The organism is Caproiciproducens faecalis, from assembly GCF_019448085.1.
Taxonomy (GTDB): Bacteria; Bacillota; Clostridia; order Oscillospirales; family Acutalibacteraceae; genus Caproiciproducens; species Caproiciproducens faecalis.
The window spans coordinates 362,050-381,312 of the sequence record NZ_JAGFNZ010000002.1 but is presented as its reverse complement, the minus strand read 5'-3'; the positions used below and the strand labels follow the sequence as shown (position 1 = coordinate 381,312).

General features: G+C 49.9%; 7 protein-coding genes and 1 riboswitch. All 7 genes read left to right on the top strand.

Features of this window, described 5'->3' with window-relative positions; genetic code table 11:
* Window positions 1-53: 53 nt before the first annotated feature.
* The 7 genes from J5W02_RS06155 (at window position 54) to J5W02_RS06125 (ending at window position 19,247) form a co-directional block, all read left to right on the top strand.
* Complete coding sequence (locus J5W02_RS06155; protein WP_219964799.1) at window positions 54-1,601, top strand: PucR family transcriptional regulator; 1,548 nt, start codon at window positions 54-56, stop codon at window positions 1,599-1,601.
* 337 nt (window positions 1,602-1,938) lie between these two features.
* The gene (locus J5W02_RS06150; protein WP_219964798.1) at window positions 1,939-2,439 is read left to right on the top strand and encodes a CarD family transcriptional regulator; all 501 of its coding nucleotides are present in this window, start codon (window positions 1,939-1,941) and stop codon (window positions 2,437-2,439) included.
* 129 nt (window positions 2,440-2,568) lie between these two features.
* Window positions 2,569-2,650: riboswitch (cyclic di-GMP riboswitch) on the top strand.
* 79 nt (window positions 2,651-2,729) lie between these two features.
* Entirely contained in the window at window positions 2,730-4,493 is a 1,764-nt protein-coding gene (locus J5W02_RS06145; protein ID WP_219964797.1) for a methyl-accepting chemotaxis protein, read from the top strand.
* 291 nt (window positions 4,494-4,784) lie between these two features.
* Window positions 4,785-6,521, top strand: coding sequence for a sensor histidine kinase (locus tag J5W02_RS06140; protein WP_219964796.1), 1,737 nt, complete (start codon window positions 4,785-4,787; stop codon window positions 6,519-6,521).
* Window positions 6,499-7,167 carry a response regulator transcription factor gene (locus tag J5W02_RS06135; protein WP_219964795.1) on the top strand — a complete coding sequence of 223 codons (669 nt, stop codon included), beginning with the start codon at window positions 6,499-6,501 and terminating at the stop codon, window positions 7,165-7,167. Before J5W02_RS06140 ends, J5W02_RS06135 begins: the two co-directional genes overlap by 23 nt.
* A 140-nt stretch (window positions 7,168-7,307) precedes the next feature.
* On the top strand, window positions 7,308-18,260 hold the full coding sequence (locus tag J5W02_RS14805) for an immunoglobulin-like domain-containing protein (protein ID WP_219964794.1): 10,953 nt from the start codon (window positions 7,308-7,310) through the stop codon (window positions 18,258-18,260).
* Between the two features lie 210 nt (window positions 18,261-18,470).
* A complete protein-coding gene (locus J5W02_RS06125; RefSeq protein WP_219964793.1) occupies window positions 18,471-19,247 on the top strand; it encodes a DeoR/GlpR family DNA-binding transcription regulator in 777 nt (258 codons plus the stop codon).
* The last annotated feature ends 16 nt before the right edge of the window (window positions 19,248-19,263 follow it).

Below are 19,263 nucleotides of genomic sequence, written 5' to 3'. Positions count from 1 at the left end.
GCACGGCCATTGTGATATAATGAAAAACATGATAACATACGGGAGGCGAAAGCATGAATCTGGAAATGCTGTGCGGGAACCTTTTGGATTACAGTCCCAGACTGATTTCCCATGGTACGGACGAAGAAATAGGCTCAATTCGCCTGCTTTCAGCGGAAACCGGCGGCGAACGCTCCGGAATTCTGTATTTGGGCGTGCTTTCGGCTCTGTATGCCCTGCCAAACATGAACAAAGGCGCGAGTTTTCTGTGCATTGAGGATGTTCCGTATACCCATCATCCGCTGGGTGTTAATCTGATGCTCGTAGACAATACCGTCTCCCTCGGTACGCTGCTGAAAGAGGTGCAGAAAGTTTTTGCGGATTCCTCGAAAGCCGCGGTGTACTGGAACACACTGCTGGACGTGGCGCTTCGGCAGGGCACAGCGCAGGAGATCGTGGACATTGCCTACCGCCTGTTTGAAAACCCGGTTATCCTTTCAGACCGGAGCACCAAGCTGATTGCGCGTTCCGGCGGCTTTGTGGAGAACAGTAAGCTGTGGAAAGACCACAGCGAATTCGGGTATTTCAGCTATGAAACCATGCAGTCACAGAACTATAAACGAATTTCTCAGCAGCTGGATAAAAACGCACAGCCCATTCTGCTTCAAAAGGAAATCAGCCAGTACGACACGATCAACGGAAAAATCTATATCGGAAATACCAAGATTGCCAGTATTTCCGTTCTGAACTCCAACCGGCCGTTCCGTGAACAGGACATCGGAATGCTTCGCCGCCTGTGCAATGTGTTTTCCTATTATTTTAAAATGGACAGCTTTTACAAGTTTGTGCGGGACGCCCGCCGGGAGAGCTTTTTCAAGGATCTGATCGAAAATAAATTTTCCGATACCGCTCGGCTGGAGAGCAGGGCAATGTCGCTTAATTTGAAAACGGATGGGAACTACTGTGTTTTGATGGCGGCCAGTGACGCGTGGCATTACGAAAACAGTCTGCAAAGCGTCAGGCTGGAACTGGAAAAATATCTTCCAAAGGGCTATACGCTGATTACCCAAGACGGCATTGTCGCCATTCTGGACAAAGAGCGGCTGCTTGACCAGAGTTTCCATCTTGAGGAATTAAAAGAATTTCTAACTAAAAATAAAATTCAGATGGGTATCAGCCGGAACATAAGCGGTCTGAGCCGACTGCACGAACAGTATCTTCAGGCTGTGCAGGCAAGGCGGACCGGTGTGCGTATGCACGCGAGTGGCGTGATTTTCGATTATGACGATTTTGCTCTGAACTGCCTTTTTCTAAACGCGCCCTCGCACATCAATCTAAAGGATTTTTGCAGTCAGGAGCTGTTGAAGCTGATTGCATACGACCGTGAGAACGACACCGAGTATGTAAAAACTCTGTATACTTTTCTTGCTCACAACGGGAACTACACCAGTACGGCTAAGGCGCTGTTTATCCACAGAACCTCCGTAATTTACCGCATTAAAAAGTTGGAAGAAATTCTGGAAACACCGCTGGACAGCGATAAAATCCGGAACCGCCTTCATATTTCTTTTTTAATTCTGTTTTCTTTCAAAGAACTGGAGATCAGCCGGTTTACTGACTAAAGGCTGATTTATTTTTCTCGATTGCTAAAACTCCGACTGGCGCTTGGCCCTATCTGAAGCCGATTTCATCATCAAGGATTACACAACAGATTTAAGCGGTAATCTTTGAAAAATGGCACAGGGTAATTTGCGTATGGAACGTACCGTGGAGTTTAAATATGAATGTTAATCTTGTCAGCACGGAATTGGAAAACATTAACGGAAGAAAAGTTTTGCTTACCTTGCCCGCCAAAAATGTGATAAAATAGAAACACAACGTGTAGTTTTGACAAACGTAAGTCCAGTTGTCAAATCCACACGTTTTTTTGAAGCATTTTAGATAAGGAGAGCAGAAATTATGTATCAGATTGGAGAATGGATTGTTTATGGAAATGATGGAGTTTGCAAAGTGGAAGCAGTTGGTATCCTTGATATTCCCGGGGTGAATAAGGGTAAGGTTTATTACACGCTCTGTCCTGCTTTTCGAAACGGCAAGATTTTTACTCCAGTTGATACCAACGTTTTTATGCGCCCGGTTATTACGTTTGATAAGGTACAAGAATTGATCTCTCTTGTTCCGTTTATCGGAGAGAATGTATACAATAACCCAAATAAGAAATTATTAGAAGATCATTATCAAGAATTTTTTCAGACACATGATTGCTCGGACTTAATTAAAATAATTAAGTCCGTTTATACGAAAAAAGTTGACGCGGCAGACCAAGGGAAAAAACTCGGCCAAATGGATGAGCGGTTTATGAAAAGAGCAGAGGACTTGCTTTTTGGTGAGTTTGCTGTAGTTTTAGGCATACCCAAGGAAAGCGTAAAAAGCTATATAGTGGGAAATTTAAAAAAATAGGATAAAAGTGAATAAAATTATAAATGAGCCGATATAGTAGTTGATTTTTATGGAATTAAGTAAGGTCAAAAGTACTTAATTATAGCAAAAACAGGTTTAGATAGTATGCTTTATAATCATTTAACAATATTATGAAAATAGCAAACTCGTCAAAAGGCGGGGACGCAAAGCCACGGGTCTAATGTTTTACAATGATAGCCGGGTTACCATGTCGTTTGGCCGTGGTACAATACTGTACTGCGGCTTTTTTATATAATTTATTTCAAAAATAGTTTAAAAGGGGTATCTGAATGTTCAAAAACATGAAAATTGGAAAAAAATTAATTCTCTCGTTTGTTTTGGTGGCGATTATTTCCAGTATAGGGGGAGTAGTTGGTCTTATCGTAATGACAAACATGAATTCAAGCTATGGAAACGCTCTAACCAATTATGGATTTTCCCAAGGGGATATTGGAAACTTTAATGCGGAATTTGCAACCAGCCGTTCCAATACAAAAGATATTCTCATCTATACAGATGAAAAAAATATGCAAGAAACATCTGACAGCATAGATCAGTCAAATGTGAAACTTTCCCAATATTTAGAAACCATAAAAAAGACAATGGTCAGTCAAAAAGAAATGGACTATTATAATACGATTAAAGATGAATATTTACAGTATGTTGAAGTTCAAGCCGAAGTAATTGCGCTGGGAAAGAATAATAAAAAGGCGGAAGCGCAGGAACTTTTAGAATCTGAGGCTGCACCACATTCGGATAAAGTAAAGGCTGCGGTTAATAGTTTAATTAATGAGAAGACAACAACCGGGAATCAATTATCTGCAAGCCTTTCCTCACAGGGAAAGGCAGCGAACATCAGTATTCTTATTCTGATTCTTGTTGTTTTTATTCTTTCGTTTATTACTGCTCAAACCATTTCCCGCAGTATTAGCAAACCCATCCGTGAAATGGCAGATGCCGCCAAGAGAATGTCGGAGGGTGATCTAAATGTGCAGATTCATGTACGTTCAAAGGATGAAATCGGGCAGTTGGGCGAGGCTTTTGCTAAATCCACCGCGTCAATACGCGCTTACATAGCAGAAATAACAAAGAATCTTGGCAAGGTGGCAAACGGCGACTTAACGGTCGTTACTACCGATTTGGATTATGTCGGTGATTATGAAGATTTAAAAAATTCATATTTTGTGATCGTTGAATCCTTAAATGATACACTTGGCCAAATCAATCAGGCCTCTCAACAGGTTTTAAGCGGTTCCGAACAAGTGTCCAACGGTGCGCAGGCATTGGCTCAGGGAGCAACCGAGCAGGCGAGTTCTATTGGGGAATTATCTGCATCCATTACGGAAATATCCTCACATATCAAGGATAATGCAAAACACGCTGCCAATGCAAACCTAAATGTAAACGATGTCCGCTCTGAAATAGAAAGCAGCAACAAGCACATGGGCGATATGGTTACCGCCATGTCTCAAATTAATGATTCCTCCAGCGAAATCGGGAAAATTATTAAGACCATAGAGGATATTGCCTTCCAAACAAATATCCTTGCACTGAACGCTGCTGTTGAAGCGGCAAGAGCGGGTACAGCGGGCAAAGGTTTTGCTGTCGTAGCGGATGAAGTAAGAAATCTGGCCAGCAAAAGTGCGGAAGCCGCAAAAAATACAACTTCTTTAATTGAAAATTCCATGCGGCAGGTACAAAATGGTACAAAAATTGCGGATGAAACTGCGAAAGCGCTCCTTCAGGTCGTAGAAAGCGTAAAGGTTGTTTCGGATTCTGTAGAGCAAATTTCACAAGCGTCCAGTCAACAGGCAGACTCTATCAGCCAGGTAACACTGGGTGTCGATCAAATTTCAAACGTGGTTCAGACTAACTCCGCAACCGCGGAAGAAAGCGCCGCCGCAAGCGAAGAACTTTCCGGTCAGGCTCAAGTCATGCAGGAACTTGTTGGGAAATTCAAATTAAGAAGTCAGACGACTCAGGATCAGAACGTCCCATCCGAACCACAGCAATCGCAACCTATTGAAATTCATTCGGATAACAGCAAATATTAAATTTTTACATAACCAATAAGAAAAATCTGACCAATATAATCAAGTGTAAACTAATAAATCCCGACGGCCGTAGGTTCCAATCCTGCCTTTGCAGCCACCACTCAGTCCCACAAATGGCTTTCTGCCGCTGTTTGTGGGACTCTTTTTATGTCCGAAAAATGTTTGCAAGGCAGAAAATCAACAACTTGACGCGCACTCCTTTAATTTTTTTTGACGAAAATAAATATATTTTGTTGATTTATAGTTCTTTTCGCAATACAATTAAAAAAGAAAGAAACTCGGGGTAATGTCATGAAATATCAATATATTCCATTTTGCTGGCCGCTGTGGATTTCCGCTTTTATCACGCTGTCCCTCGGCCTTTTTACCATGGCAAAACGTCAGAATGCAAAAGGTGCCATCAGCTTTATCATCAGTATGTTCATTGTAACGGTATGGTCTTCGGGGAACGCTCTTGAAATGCTGGGCGCGGATCTTGCCACAAAACTATTTTGGGCAAACGTTCAGTATTTCGCTTATTGCTATTCCCCTGTGTCCTTGCTTTCGCTGTGCATGGAATATACCGGACTTGACAGCTGGGTTCGGAATAAAAAAATCTTTTGGCTGTGCGTCATCCCCACGATCGTGGTAATTCTGGTTTGGACGGACGGTGCGCACGGGCTTGTCCGTTCTAATATGCATTTGGATTACAGCGGACTGTTTCCGGTAATAGGGAAAAAATACGGACCTGTTTTTTATTTTCACGCCGCTTATTCTTATTTATTGGATTTCATTGCGTGGGAATTGTTGGTCAGTGCGGCCTTCTTTAAAAAATCGATTTACAGAAAACAGGCATTTTCACTGCTTATGGGTTTGAGCTTTATTATGTTTCCAAGTTTGATTTATGTTCTTAAGCTGATTCCGTCTTACCAGTTCGATGTTACGCCTGTGTTTTTCGGGCCTGCCGGGCTGATAGCTGCGTGGGGGCTCTTTCGCTATCGTCTTTTTGACATCGTACCGATGGCATGGGCCACGGTATTGCGGGTTATGGACACCGGAGTGATGATTCTGGACAATCAGGAAAGGGTTTTGGATGCTAATCCGGCTTTTGAAAAAATTGTTGGACTGGATGCTTGTGCAATCGTGACAAAGCCGATCCGGGAGGTCTGCGCCCAAATACCGGGATTTGCGGATGCTTGGGATAAGCCGGATATTGACCGTTTCGAATTTTCGATTTGTAAAGACGCTGTACAGAAAACATATGCGACGGTTTTTTCCCCGATTTTATCAGATGACGGGGTTCCTGTCGGCAGATTGGTCATTCTTTACGACGATACGGAAAAAACACGCGCTCAGGAAATGCTTTTAAAACAGCAGTGGCAGCTGGCGGTGAATGAAGAGCGTGAAAAAATGGCGAGGGACCTGCACGACAATTTGGGGCAGGTTTTAGGATTTATTAATTTACAGGCGCAGGGGATCTGTCAGGAATTGGAAAACTCCGGAGTGGACATGGTTACAAAGCGGCTTGATAGATTGGTGGACGCCACGCAGTCCGCGCACACCGACCTTCGAAAATACATACGCAGCATTCGCGATCCAGAGTACAGAGAAGAAGATTTTCTCACTGCTTTGCAAAAGAAAGCTTCCGGTTTTGCGGATCAGACTGGCCTTGCGGTGAAACTGAAAATTCCGGTCGAATTCAACGGCGGAACGATCAGCCCGAATGTACGGATTCAGATACTCAGCATCGTAAAGGAAGCCCTGAACAATATCCGAAAACACGCAGAAGCAAAAAATGTTGAAATTTTGATTTCTTTGGAACAGAAGAAGCTCTGTGTAATCGTAAAAGACGACGGAAAAGGCTTTTATGCCTTGCATAGTTCCGACAGTTCAAAAACAAAATTCGGGCTTACTATTATGCGAGAGCGGGCGGCGGAGATCGGTGGAACCCTGAAAATAGAATCCGCTCCCGGCAAAGGCTGTGCCATCACTTTAAATGCGCCGATTGAGAACGGAGATGACGACAATGAAACTGATGCTTGTGGATGACCATCCGCTTTTCATGGAGGGGCTGAAGTACCTTCTGGAAACCCATGGAATTTCTGTCGTCGGTACGGCCGGAAACGGAAAAGAAGCGTTTTATAAAGCAAAAAGGATTCATCCTGACATCATTCTGATGGATATCCGGATGCCGGAGTGCAGCGGGATCGACGCGCTGAAACTGATTAAAGCGGAAATGCCGGATATTAAGGTGGTTATGCTGACCACCTCCGACGAGGACGACGATTTATTTGAAACAATCAAATGCGGAGCTTCCGGATACCTGTTAAAGAACATCAGTGCCGGGCAGCTGATGAACATGCTTTCCGATCTGGAAAACGATGGGGTTCCTCTTTCCCCGGGCATTGCCGCAAGACTTTTAAAAGAATTCGGGCAGGATCGCCCAAACACGGAGAAACCCGAAACCGCAGCACAAAATGAACAGCCCGAAAACTGCACTCTTACCCAACGTCAGACGGAAATTTTAAAAATGGTGGCAGGCGGCTTAACTTATAAAAAAGTTGGGGAGAATCTGGGCCTTTCCGAACGGACGGTCAAGTACCATATGGGCCGGATTATTGAATTGCTTCATGTCGAAAATCGGGCTCAGGTCATTGCCTGCGCTGCTAAAATGGGCATGACGGAAGAAAAATAAAGTGCCTATTGCCTAATATTACCAATCCGCAGCCTTTTATAGGCTGCTTTTTTATTCGGACTGTACTTTCGTACATTGTCATAAAAAGTCCAAATGGGTAAAATGAATATGGTAATATCAGGAAAAGGGGGCTTTTACATATGAGAGTTGCCAAAAGGGCTGTTGGCATCCTGCTGGCTGCTGTGGTTTTGATTTCCGGCCTGCCTGTCGCGGCTCTGGCGCAGGGAAGCGGTTTGGAGACAGGTGTTCAGGACAGCGGTTTTGTAGAAGCCGATAAAGACTGGCTGACGTTTGATCTCATCAAAGGAAATAACGGGGACGCAGACCATATCACGGAGGGACTGAACCTGCCGACGTCGGGAGAGAACGGCAGCGCTATTGCGTGGGGATCGACCGACAATTCCGTCATTGACACGGATGAAAATAACCTTGGAAGCGTGACCCGTCCGTCCGCCTTGGATGGAAACAAAAAAGTCACTCTGACGGCAGTTGTGTCTTCGGGCATGGTATCCGATCAAAAAACATTTGACCTTACGGTGATCGCTCTGGAATTGACCGATATTCCGTCGGAGGAGCTCAATGCCCGGCAGGATTACAATTGGCTGACCTATTCGGTCATCCTGAACCAAAATGACAACAACGGAACTCCTCCTGATGTTACGACCGACCTTTCCCTGCCGCTGCAGGGGGAAAACGGGAGCATCCTCTCCTGGACAACCAGCGACGAAAAAGTGGTTTCGCCGGACGGCGCCGTAACGCGGCCGAACCAAAGCATGGCAAACAGCCGGAATAACAGCTATCTGGTGACCGTTACGGCCGAGATTACGAATGGGGATTACACACTGGAAAAGACGTTTCCGGTTTACGTCGACTGTCTTTATAACACGGGGGATTTGGGCGACGTCGATACCGCTTGCAATGATCTTACGATGGAACAGATTTGCGGGTTTAATACGCAGGACTGTGTGCTGAGCAATCTGACGTTGCCGACTGAGGGGCTGAACGGAACCGTGATCTGCTGGAGTTCGTCCAATCCATCGGTTATCCGAATCGACCCGAACGTAAGCGCGGACGAGAATGGGTGTACTGGTGAGAAAGGATTCGTTACCCAGCCTTCGTCTATGCTGACCGGTTACAGCAGCGTGACTCTGACGGCGACCGTAAGCAAAAACGATGCAAAGCGGAACAAACAGTTTACGGTTCGGGTGCCGTGCACGCCTTCCGACGACGAGGAAACGGCGGCTCAGAACGATGCAAAATGGCTGTCTGACGAGGGCGGCGCAATGAAAGGAATTCTGAACGGCAACGCCGATTCGGATACGGTAGAAAAGAACCTTGCCCTGTCAGCGGAGGGGGAAAACGGCAGTACAATCTCATGGATGTCCAGCGACCCGACGACCGTCGGCACGGATGGAACCGTTACCCGCCCGGTCGGGGAAGGCCGGTCCGTTACGTTGACGGCCACCGTCACCAAAGGGAATGCAGAAGCGAAAAGAAGAATCTTTTTCTACGTTCCGTGCCGGGATATGACAGAGGATGAAAATGCCGTCCGGCAGGATTGCGACAGCCTGACGGAATATCTTTTGTCCAGATGTGACATGGAGGTTGATTTTCATTCTCTGAAGAGGGATCTTTATCTTCCGGTCAACGACGGCGGAGGTTTTGACGGCGGCTTTGGAAACAACGCGACCAACTGCGGCTGCACAATTTCCTGGGAATCCAGCGACCCGTCGGTAATTTCCACGGACGGAACGGTGACCCGCCCGTCCTATCTGCAGGGCGACAGGAATGTCACGCTCACAGCGACGGTTTCAAGAGGAGACGCTTTGACCGAAAAAGCCTTTCAGATAACAGTGGCGGCGCTAGACCCGGAGGGCGCGGAAGCGGTCGTCCTCGATAAGGAGTGGCTGACCGAAAAGCTGATTCTGAACGGCAACAGTGCCGACGACGTCAAGCGGGTTCTGAACTTGCCGGTACAGGGAAAGTACGGAAGCCAAATCTCGTGGGAATCTTCCAGCCCGGCGGTGGACCCCGAAACGGGAAAAGTAACCAGACCGGAACAAAATCAAGAGGACGTCAGCGTGACTCTGACGGCGAGCCTGTCCTATCATAACGGTACCCGGGCAGCACAGGATCAAAAATCTTTCACAATCACGGTCACAAAAAAGGAGAACGCTTATCTGTCGGTGAAACAGGACAATTTCAACCATGTCGGTACTCTCCAATGCAACGGAGAAGCGAAGACGGTGCAGATTGAGAACGAAAATGTCCTGCAGCTTTCAGCCACACAAACCGGCGCCGGAAGCGTGTTTACCAAAAATAAAGTTTATTTGGGTGACGACGGTTCTTTCAGTACGGCTTTTGCCTTTAAAACCACCGAAAAAAGCAGCGACGGCGGGTTGACTTTTACCCTGCAGACAAACAAAAATACGGAATCCGGCAGCGGGACACTGGGTGCGGAAGGCATAGCGCCCAGCGTCAGCATCGGCTTCCGTGTCATATCCGGAGGCTCGGAGCAGGGCGGAACCGGCGGCAGCTATTCCAATATCAGCCTGAAGGTGTTCCAAGACGGAAATTACAACAGCGCGGTTGGAAGCTCGTACCAGAACACGCTTTTTTATAACCCGTTCGGGGTCGCTTATTATACATGGATTGAATACGATGGGTCTGGCAAAACGATGGAAATACGCGTTTCGGATAATACGCAGCGGCCTGAACAGGCAACTGACGTGATTGAAAACGTAGATGTAAATTCCCTTCTCCAGATCGGTGAGAACCAAAGCGCAGGCGGCGTATACGCGGGCTTTACAGGCGCGGACGATGAAACCGAAATTCTGAACTGGTCATTCCGGAACGATCCGAATCCGATTTCCACCGATGTCTATGACCTTGTTGACGTATCCGGCGTAAGTTTGCCGCAGGACGTTTCAACAGATTTCCGCTCTCTTCCGCTGGACATCACCGTTCAGAAAAACGACGGCAGTCCCGCGGCTGACGTTCCGGTCGAATTTACAGCATCGTCCGGCACGCTAAGCAGTGTTTCGGCCGTTACCGATTCTTTCGGAAAAGCTTCCACGACGCTGAGCGTTCAGAACGCCGGTTTGGTGCGGGTGGAGGCGGTCGCAGCGGGCGGGGCCTGCGCGTCAGCGACATACAGTTTCGCGTTCAGTGACGCGGACAGCGTCGCTCTGGACAGGGAATGGCTGCAGACCGACGAAGTGCAAGCGAAGATTTTAAATGGCAACAGCGACGCCGGCCATATTCTGACCGACCTGTTCCTGCCGGGAACGGGGCTGAACGGCAGCTTGATTTCGTGGACGTCCGACAGCGCGGCGGTAACGGTGGACGGTACGACCGGGAAGGTGACCCTGCCGAATGCGGAACAGGGCGATCAAACGGTAATTTTGACGGCGAAAATCAGCAAAGGAAACGCACCGGCTGAAACGGATTCTTTAACCGTTACCGTCAAGACCACGGATACGGCCTATGTTCTCGCGGACTGCAACGCTCTGACGGACGCGGTTCTGCTCAACGGCGACGGCGATGCGGATTTGCAGCATGTGACAAAGAACCTTACTTTACCAAAGCAGGGCGGGCACGGGAGCGGCATCACCTGGGCGTCTTCCCAAACGGCGGTGATTGACAGTACGGGAAAAGTCACCCGGTCAGTTTTCACGGCGGGGGTAAAGTCGGTAATCCTGACAGCAACACTGAAGCGCGGTTCGGTTACGATGGCCAAAGAGTTTGAGGTCGCTGTTTTGCCGCTGAATCCGACGGATCAGGAAGCGGCTGCCGCTGACGCCGACGCATTAACGGAAGCAAGTATTCTGGGGGAGAACGCTTCCGCCGACTGTGTCATGACAAACCTCATTCTCCCGGCTGCGGGCGCACACGGCAGCACGATTCAATGGACGTCCTCCAATTCCGTTTATCTTGCGGCGGACGGCACCGTCAACCGTCCTGCTTACAGCACGGGGGACAGGAGCGTCGTCCTTACGGCAACGCTAACAAAGGGACAGGCTTCTGTTCAGAAAACGTACAGCCTGACGGTGAAAAAGCTGGACGCTACGGAGGATGAACTCCTGTTTGAAGGTTATGACTGGCTGAACGAGTCCCGTACGCTGGGTTCGGACAATCTGTCACAGTATGCCGTAACGTCCGGTCTGACATTACCCGAAAAGACGGCCAACGGATTGAGCATTGTCTGGAAATCCGACAGCCCCGATTACATAACGGACAGCGGCACCGTTACAAGGCCGGAGGCGGGGGACGGAAACCGGTCGGTCACGCTGACCGCCACAATCTCCAACCCGTCCGGCTCAATGCAGAAAAAGCTTCAGTATACCGTCCTTGCAAAATCGGACACAACGCCTCCGTATGTTGTCGATTCCTCCCTGAAGGAAAACGCGAAGGCCGCTTACGATACCCAAAAAATCACTCTCACATTCAGTAAAGCCATTCAGTGCGAAAATCTGGGCGGCATTACGCTGGAAGGGCCGAACGCGCCGGATTTTTACGCCATGGCCGGCAAAGATGAGAATGGTGTAAACGATCAGCTTGTCATCATCCTCAGCGGCGAATTGAACCCGGATTCCCGGTATACGCTGACCGTTTCTAGGGATGCTGTAAAAGATCTTTCCGGAAATTCAATGGCCTATGATTACGTCGCGAGCTTTCTGGTCGAAAAAAAGACAGTCCGAACCATAGCCGTCACTTCCACAACCCCGGCGGACGGAATGACGGACTATGCCGGGACAGGCGCTTTCCGGATTGATTTTGACAGCACATACGATCTGGACGGCCCCCTTTCGGAGGGGCCCGCTTTCGACAGCATTCGGATTACTGAGCAGGGCGGAAAGGAATATTCGGCGGCCGACGCCGATTTCAAAATACTCGGCAATACTTTATATCTTAGCCTGCCGAGCGGCGCCGCAATGCGGCCCGGGTATCTCTATCAAATTATTGTACCGGCGGGCGCCATTCAGGATTACTATAAAAATATCAACGAGGCAAAGACGATTCAGTTCCGTACGATCAACACCGGAAGCGCGAATATTTTCAATGTGTATCCTTCCGGCGGCAGTCAATCCGTCGACATTCATCAGGATATTTTTTTCACGGTTTCCGGCGGTTCGAGCCTTGACACAAGCGGAGTCACCCTGAAGGACGGCGGCGGAAACGCCGTGGAGGCAAGCGTGAGCCGGTTCGGCAAAGATCCTTCGGATTATGTAGTCCACCCTGTAAAACCACTGCAGCCCGGAACCGCCTATACGCTGACGGTCAGCAGGAACGCCCTTTCACTGAAAGTCAACGGGAGCACCGGCTATATGGCAAGCGATTATACGCTGAAGTTCACAACGGGCGGCAATTCCCTTCCGATTCAGAGTACCGGCCCGGATGCGCTGGAGCAGCAGGCTGATGTCGGGGGCGAGATCAAGATTCAATTTCCTTTTACCGTCAAAAAAACAGAAAACGCGGCCGGTGTTTCCATTACGGACGAGTCCGGCAACAAAGTGGAAGCCTCCGCTTCGGAGAACGGCGGCACCGTTACCGTGGATACGGATTCCCCGCTGAAACCCGGTGAAATATATACCGTTACACTCCCGGCGGGAGCGTATGAAAGCAGCAGCGGAAAAAACGACGCGCTGCAATTCCGGTTTATTTCCGCCTATGCAATCCATACCGAAAGCTGCACCTTTGACGTGGAGCCTTCCAATGCGCAGATCGTGGGCGAGCCAATCTCATTCGGCATTGATGCAATCCGAAATGAGCTGAGACTTTCCGGATACCAACCTGTCTCTGCACAGTGGAGCTTCGGCGACGGAAGCACCTCCATAGAAGAAAGCCCAAGCCATTGCTATACCGCTTCGGGCCGGTATTCGGTCACGCTGACCGTGACGGACGACAAAGGGCACTCCTATTTCTGGACGCGGAGCGTGAATATCCTTGATTACTCTTCCGGCGAAATCCATCTTTCGGTTACCCCAGGTACCAATACGGCACTGTATCTGACAGATCAGGGTGCCTCTTCAGATGATCGGCAGTTTACGGTTCGTCTGACTTTTGGAGACGCGGGGATACCCCTGTGTGGAAAGGTGATCCGGGCAGAACTGTATCAAAACGGCCGATTTGTTAAAACGCTCTCCAATTTGAGTACCGGCTACGGGGACTGCGCCGGAACCTCGCAATTCCGGTTCGGGTACCAAAATTACCCGGCGGGAACCTATGAGCTCCGGTTTGTGTACGGTACGGATAACGACAACTCCACGGCCAGCGTTCCCGTCACTCTTTACAACAAGCGGTCGTCGCAGGATCTGCGGCTGAAGCTGTATAATGCCAAAACGGGGAATCTGATCTCTTTTGCCGGAAATCTGTATTTTCTTTTGGACGGCAAAAAAGTCACAGCTATGGAATGGTGGGAAAGCTATTCCGAATATGGCGTGTATATCCCGGAAGTTCCGCTGGGCAGCCACACGCTGGAGTATGTCTCGGCAGAAGAGACATACGGAAAATTCAGCTACACGGTCAACCCATTCACAGTCAGTCACACCGGCGAAAGCAACAGCCAGTCTGTGAAGGCGATTCCTTTGGAACCGGGTGTTGTTTCCGTTACGTCGGACGTATCGGATTCCAACGGACAGGATGACGCCGTGTTTATTTACGGCGTTACGACTCCGGCCGTTACCTTCACCATAAAAGGTGACTGGAACGGGATGGAGGGCGGAACCTATATTCTGAAAACAAGCACCGGGCGCATCCTTTGGGAGCGGTACGGCACTGATAAAGTACAGTATGCGTGTATACCGTCCTATATCCTGCAACCGGGCGAAAGGCTGTTGGCCGGTATGGAAACAGCCAACGGAGGACAGTCCGCCTGGGTGGATGCGAAAGTAAAAGGAATTGCTTCGCCCACCGATGCTTTGGGACCCTATAATTCCATCCGTTATGAAAACGGAAAATATACGGTCACGAACTTGGTTACCCTGCCCGAGCTGCTCGGAAATCCGGCAAGCGTACCGGATCTGCTCAAAGACATTCCCGGCGTGGGGGGTGTGATGGGAATGGAAGGGGACCTTGAAGAGTTAATGGGCGGGAGCTGGGACGGAAAATCGCAAGTCACTCTGACTTTCGACTTCAATACAGCGTTTTCCAAAGACAAAAATTCAAAAAAATCAGCAAAATCCATGGTTATGAAGGCGTCCGGGGTAGATGTGGATGTCAGTCTGAGCGGTAAATTTATCCTTAATTACAATGACAGCACCAATCAATGGGAGGTTTATTATCAAAGATTTACCCTTCAGGGCGACGTGACAAAGTCTTACGGCAGGGCGATCACGATTCCGAAGACCAATATCAGTGTTGCTTCGATGACGATAAAACTCGGTGTCCTGATCGGTGGTACGCTTGCCTTTCAGAACGGCAGCTCCACACCGGACGTGATCCTCAATTTTGAGCCGCATGCACAGGGCGATGTGCAAATCGGGTTGGACTGGGCCGACATCTCGGCGAGCCTGGAAGCCAGACTTCCCTGCGAGCTGGATTATCCTACCCAGTATTTCGAAGTCAATCCCAACGCAACCTTTAAGGTAAAGGCGGAGTTCCTTTGCTTTTCCAAAACTCTCTATAAAAAGAAATTTGAAACGGAATGGGATAACGGAAAAACAAAAATAAATCTGCTGTCCCTTGCCCGGGCCGGCGGCCTGACGACTTCGGAAGACCTTAAGGAGTCGCCGCGCAGCTACCTGACCCGGCCGTTCCAATGGCTGAACTCCCCCTTAACATCAAAGCTTCTTTTAGCGAAGGCCACCGTAAAAGAGGAGAATCCATCCATTAAAGAACTGGCACAAAACGTCTATCCGAATGCGGACGTCCAGCTTGTCCAAAGCGGAGGAAAACTCTATGCAATCTGGACGGATGACAACCCGGACCGCACGGACGCGAACCGCGCGCAGCTGCGCTGTTCGGTTTACGATGGAAGCGGCTGGTCGGAACCCAAATGGCTTGGCACGGACGCGACCGGCGATTTCAGCCCGGCGGCGGCTTCGGCCGGTGGCGGCACACTGATTGGCTGGCAGGATATGAAAACAGAGTTGGGTGCCGACGCCGACGCGGACGAAGCAAGCCGAAACTGCGAAATCAGCGTGAGCAAAAATCCGCTGACCGATAGCGGCGGTTTTGAAACAGAGCGGCTGACGGACGACGATCAGTTTGACCATTCGCCGAAGCTGGCGACTGACGGGGACAGTGCTTTGGTCACATGGGTCAAATCCGACGCGCTCGCGCTCGATGGCCAGACGGCGCACGACAGCCTCTGGTTCTCCAAATGGACGCAGGACGGCGGCTGGAGCGGTGCGGAGAAACTGGCTGACATTGGCCATACCGTAGTCAGTTCCACTTTGGCCATGCATGACGGAAAAACAATTTTGCTTTATACCGTCGATCTGGACGACAATCTTTCCACTTCTGAAGATCAGGAGCTTTTCGCCAGAACCTACGACGGCCTTTCGTGGGGAGAAACTGCCCGCGTTACAGAAAACAATGTGGAGGATGTCAATCCTCAGGTGACTTTCAGCAGCGGTGACTGGCTGATCGTATGGGATCAGGACAATCAGACGGTTTTTCGCGCCGGGTTGAACGGCAAAACCCAAACGGCGGATGCCGTTTCCGGTGCCGGGAACAAATTCCAGCTCGTTTCCACGGGTGGAGAGAACCCGCAGGTTACGCTCGTTTACTGCAGGCCGGGAGACAATGGAACCAGGGGCCTTGTCGAATCCACCTATGACGCCGCAGCTGGATTGTGGGACAATGAAAAAGTGTTGACAGACGGCATCGGCGGATATACCGGTTCTTACTGCCCCGCCTATACGGACGGCGGAGAATTGAAAATTTTCTATACGCAGGCCGCCATGGTCACCGAGTCCATTGATGGCGAAGACTACAACAGCGCCAGCGACCAGGTCGATCTGGAGCTGCTGACCTACACGCCGGTACACGATCTGGCGCTGGATTCAGACGAGGGGCTGCAGCTTTCCGCCGGAACACCGGTAGCGGGAGTTCAGGAGACCGCGGTGGTAACGGTCGACAACCTCGGCGATTATGCGGAGAATGCGACGGTCAGCCTTTACCGCGGCGATCCGGCGGACGGCGGCGTAAAAGTGGCACAAAGCAAATCCACAACCATCGCCGGGCATTCTTCGGAGCAGGTGGAAATCGACTGGCTTGCGGACTCCGGTTTTTCAGGAGCCTGCGGTCTTTACGCGGTTGTCGCGGCGGCAGAAGGGATCACAGAGTCCGACGAAAGCAACAACATTGTCAGCAGAACGGTTTCAGCGTCGGATGTGAGCGTTAGCGATGCAAAAGGGGAGTATATTGCCGGAAACAAATATGAAATAACCGCTGAGGTAAACAATGTGGGAAGCGATACGCTGAAAAATGTCGTTCTGAACCTGACCGATGACAAGAGCGGCAAAACCCTTGCCACTGTAACGCTTGACGAACTGGATGCCGGCATGACGGGCAGTTTCGATCAAATCATTTCCGCTGACGGGATGACTGCGGACAGCGACGGCAGCTGCCATTTGACCCTGAAAGCCGTTCTGCCCGCCGGTGTAACGGACAACAGCGCGGACGACAACGCCGACTCGTTTGAACTGGAAACTCCGTTCCTAACGGTGAACCGTATTTCTCCGGCTCCGAACGCGGAACAGGTGGAATTACAGAAGCACATCGCAGTCACGTTCAGCACGAATGTCCAGAAGGGAAGCGAATTCAGCGGAATCAGCCTGAAGGATTCCTCGTTGAATCCGGTGGAAATTCAGTCGGCGCTCGACGGCGACACCCTGACGGTTACCCCGAGCGGAAATATGGCAAAAGGTACGGAATATACTCTTACGATCCCGGCCGACGCCGTTTCCGATTTTTTTGGACATAAAATGAAAAATGCATATGCCCTTACGTTTACCACGGTAACCTCCAGCCCAGCGGTTGTTTTTGCCGATCCAGGCGAAAAGACGGAAAATATGCCTATCAGTTCCGACATTCGTATGAAATACAATCGGAATGTCGGCAAGGGTTCCAATTTCAGCGGAATTAAGGTCACCGACGGCAATTCACAGAATGTCTCTCTTACCGCTGTGATTGACGGGGAATGGCTGACCCTGCATCCCGGAAAAAGGTTAAACGAAGCGACGCAGTATACCGTAACGGTCCCGATCGGCGCTGTGAAAAGCGAAAACGGAGAAGTTCAGCAGCAGACGTATTCTTACAGTTTTACGACGGAAGGCGCGGGAAACCTTTCCGATCTGCAGTCTCTTGTCGATATCTGCGGCGCGCTCACACAGGGCAATTACACAGCAGCAAGCTGGGCCGCGTTCCAGACGGCGCTTCAAGCAGCGCAGGCCGTTTTAAAAGAAGAAAATCCTTCCCAAACCAATATTCAGACGGCAATTCAGACGCTGACGGCTGCAAAGAGTGCGCTGACCGAAAAATCCGGTGGACATCATTCGGACGATTCGGGCGGAGGGAGATCGGACGTAACTTCAAACGGCGGCACAACGGTTTCCGGAGAAAACGCGAATTTCCGGAGCGATACAACCGCGGCTTACCGCTTTAGCCGGAATGCCGTTTACTATTATAAAATTACAACGACGGATGCGACGCCTCCGACGGCATTTTCCTCCAATCCTTTGGTTGCAGCGGTAGAACTGGAGAAGAAACTTCCCGACGGCTATCTGTTCCGGGTGATGGATATAGGCGAGGGGACAGCCGTCATCACCACCTCTTCGGCCAGCGGCGCACAGACATCTTTCCTTGTTCAAGGAACGGTGCCGCAGGGCATTCTCTCCGACACTCCGTTCTACCACAACATGAAAAAAGGAAGTACCTATCAGTTCAAATTTACGGTGCCGGAGGACAGCGCAGCACCTGTGTTCACATCCGGAAATCAACGGATCGTACAGCCTGTCCTGCTGCGGAAAGTCGGAAATACCTATTATTTTAAAGTCAGAATGCTGGCCGAGGGCAGCGCCGGAATTTACCAAACGCTGCCGGGCAGTCCCGCGGTGCGGCGATGGGTGCTGTCGTCATCCGGCTGATACCCCAGACCAAAGTTTACAGCCGCCCGGTACTCAGGAGGGTACCGGGCGGCTGCCCCTTTTCAGCGGAGTGATAAGAAAAAATTGACGGCTTTTCCCAATTGTGCTAAGATAACCGTAATAGAACAAGAAACAACATTTTTTTCTGTTTTATAATGTGAAAATCATGCTTCAGAAACTGTGTAAGGGAAATGGGGTCAGACAATGGAAATGAGCGCTGCACGACGCAGGATGGAAATTTATCAGATTCTGCAAAAAGAGAGTTCTGTGGAAGTGAACGATCTGGCACAACGGTTCCATGTTTCCGCCATGACGATCCGGAGGGATCTGCTTTTCTTTGAAAAGCAGGGCTTTGTCACGACCAGCTACGGGGGAGCGTACTTAAACATCCGCACGGCGGTGGAGCCAAGTTTTTCCGTTAAGTCCGGCCAGCTGACCGACTGCAAGCAGGCCATCGGATACGAAGCGTCCCGGCTGATTGAGGACGGCGATACCGTTATCCTTGACTGCGGAACCACCACGCTTCAGCTCGCCAGATGCATCCAGGAGAAAAAGCTGACTGTCATCACGAATTCGTGGCCGGTTGTCCAGTATTTGGGGAGCCGTCCGAAAATTCGGCTGATCCTTGCTCCGGGGCAATACAGCGAAGTGTCCGCGGGGGCCATCAGCGGGATTACCGCGGAGTTTTTTCAGAATTTTCGCGCGGACAAAGTTTTCATCGGTACGCTTGGCTGCAGCTTGGAGTACGGCGCGACGGTGTCGGAACCGGAGGATGCTTTGGTGAAAAAAGCACTGCTTCGCGCGGGTAACCGGAAGTATCTTCTGACGGATCATACCAAATTCGGACAGACTTTTCTGACCCGGTACGCCGATCTTTCCGAATTTGACTGTGTGGTCACCGACAGCGGCATTTCGCAGACGTATTACTCCAAACTGGAAAAGGTGTGCAGGAAAATTGTGACCGCTGATCCGCGTGGGGAGAAGTAAGCGAAAAAAGTCGATT

Excerpts from the sequence above, each read along its gene's own strand:
- J5W02_RS06125 (WP_219964793.1), top strand. The coding sequence starts at position 18,471 with ATGAGCGCTGCACGACGCAGGATGGAAATTTATCAGATTCTGCAAAAA.
- J5W02_RS06155 (WP_219964799.1), top strand. The coding sequence starts at position 54 with ATGAATCTGGAAATGCTGTGCGGGAACCTTTTGGATTACAGTCCCAGA.
- J5W02_RS06135 (WP_219964795.1), top strand. The coding sequence starts at position 6,499 with ATGAAACTGATGCTTGTGGATGACCATCCGCTTTTCATGGAGGGGCTG.
- J5W02_RS06150 (WP_219964798.1), top strand. The coding sequence starts at position 1,939 with ATGTATCAGATTGGAGAATGGATTGTTTATGGAAATGATGGAGTTTGC.
- J5W02_RS14805 (WP_219964794.1), top strand. The coding sequence starts at position 7,308 with ATGAGAGTTGCCAAAAGGGCTGTTGGCATCCTGCTGGCTGCTGTGGTT.
- J5W02_RS06140 (WP_219964796.1), top strand. The coding sequence starts at position 4,785 with ATGAAATATCAATATATTCCATTTTGCTGGCCGCTGTGGATTTCCGCT.
- J5W02_RS06145 (WP_219964797.1), top strand. The coding sequence starts at position 2,730 with ATGTTCAAAAACATGAAAATTGGAAAAAAATTAATTCTCTCGTTTGTT.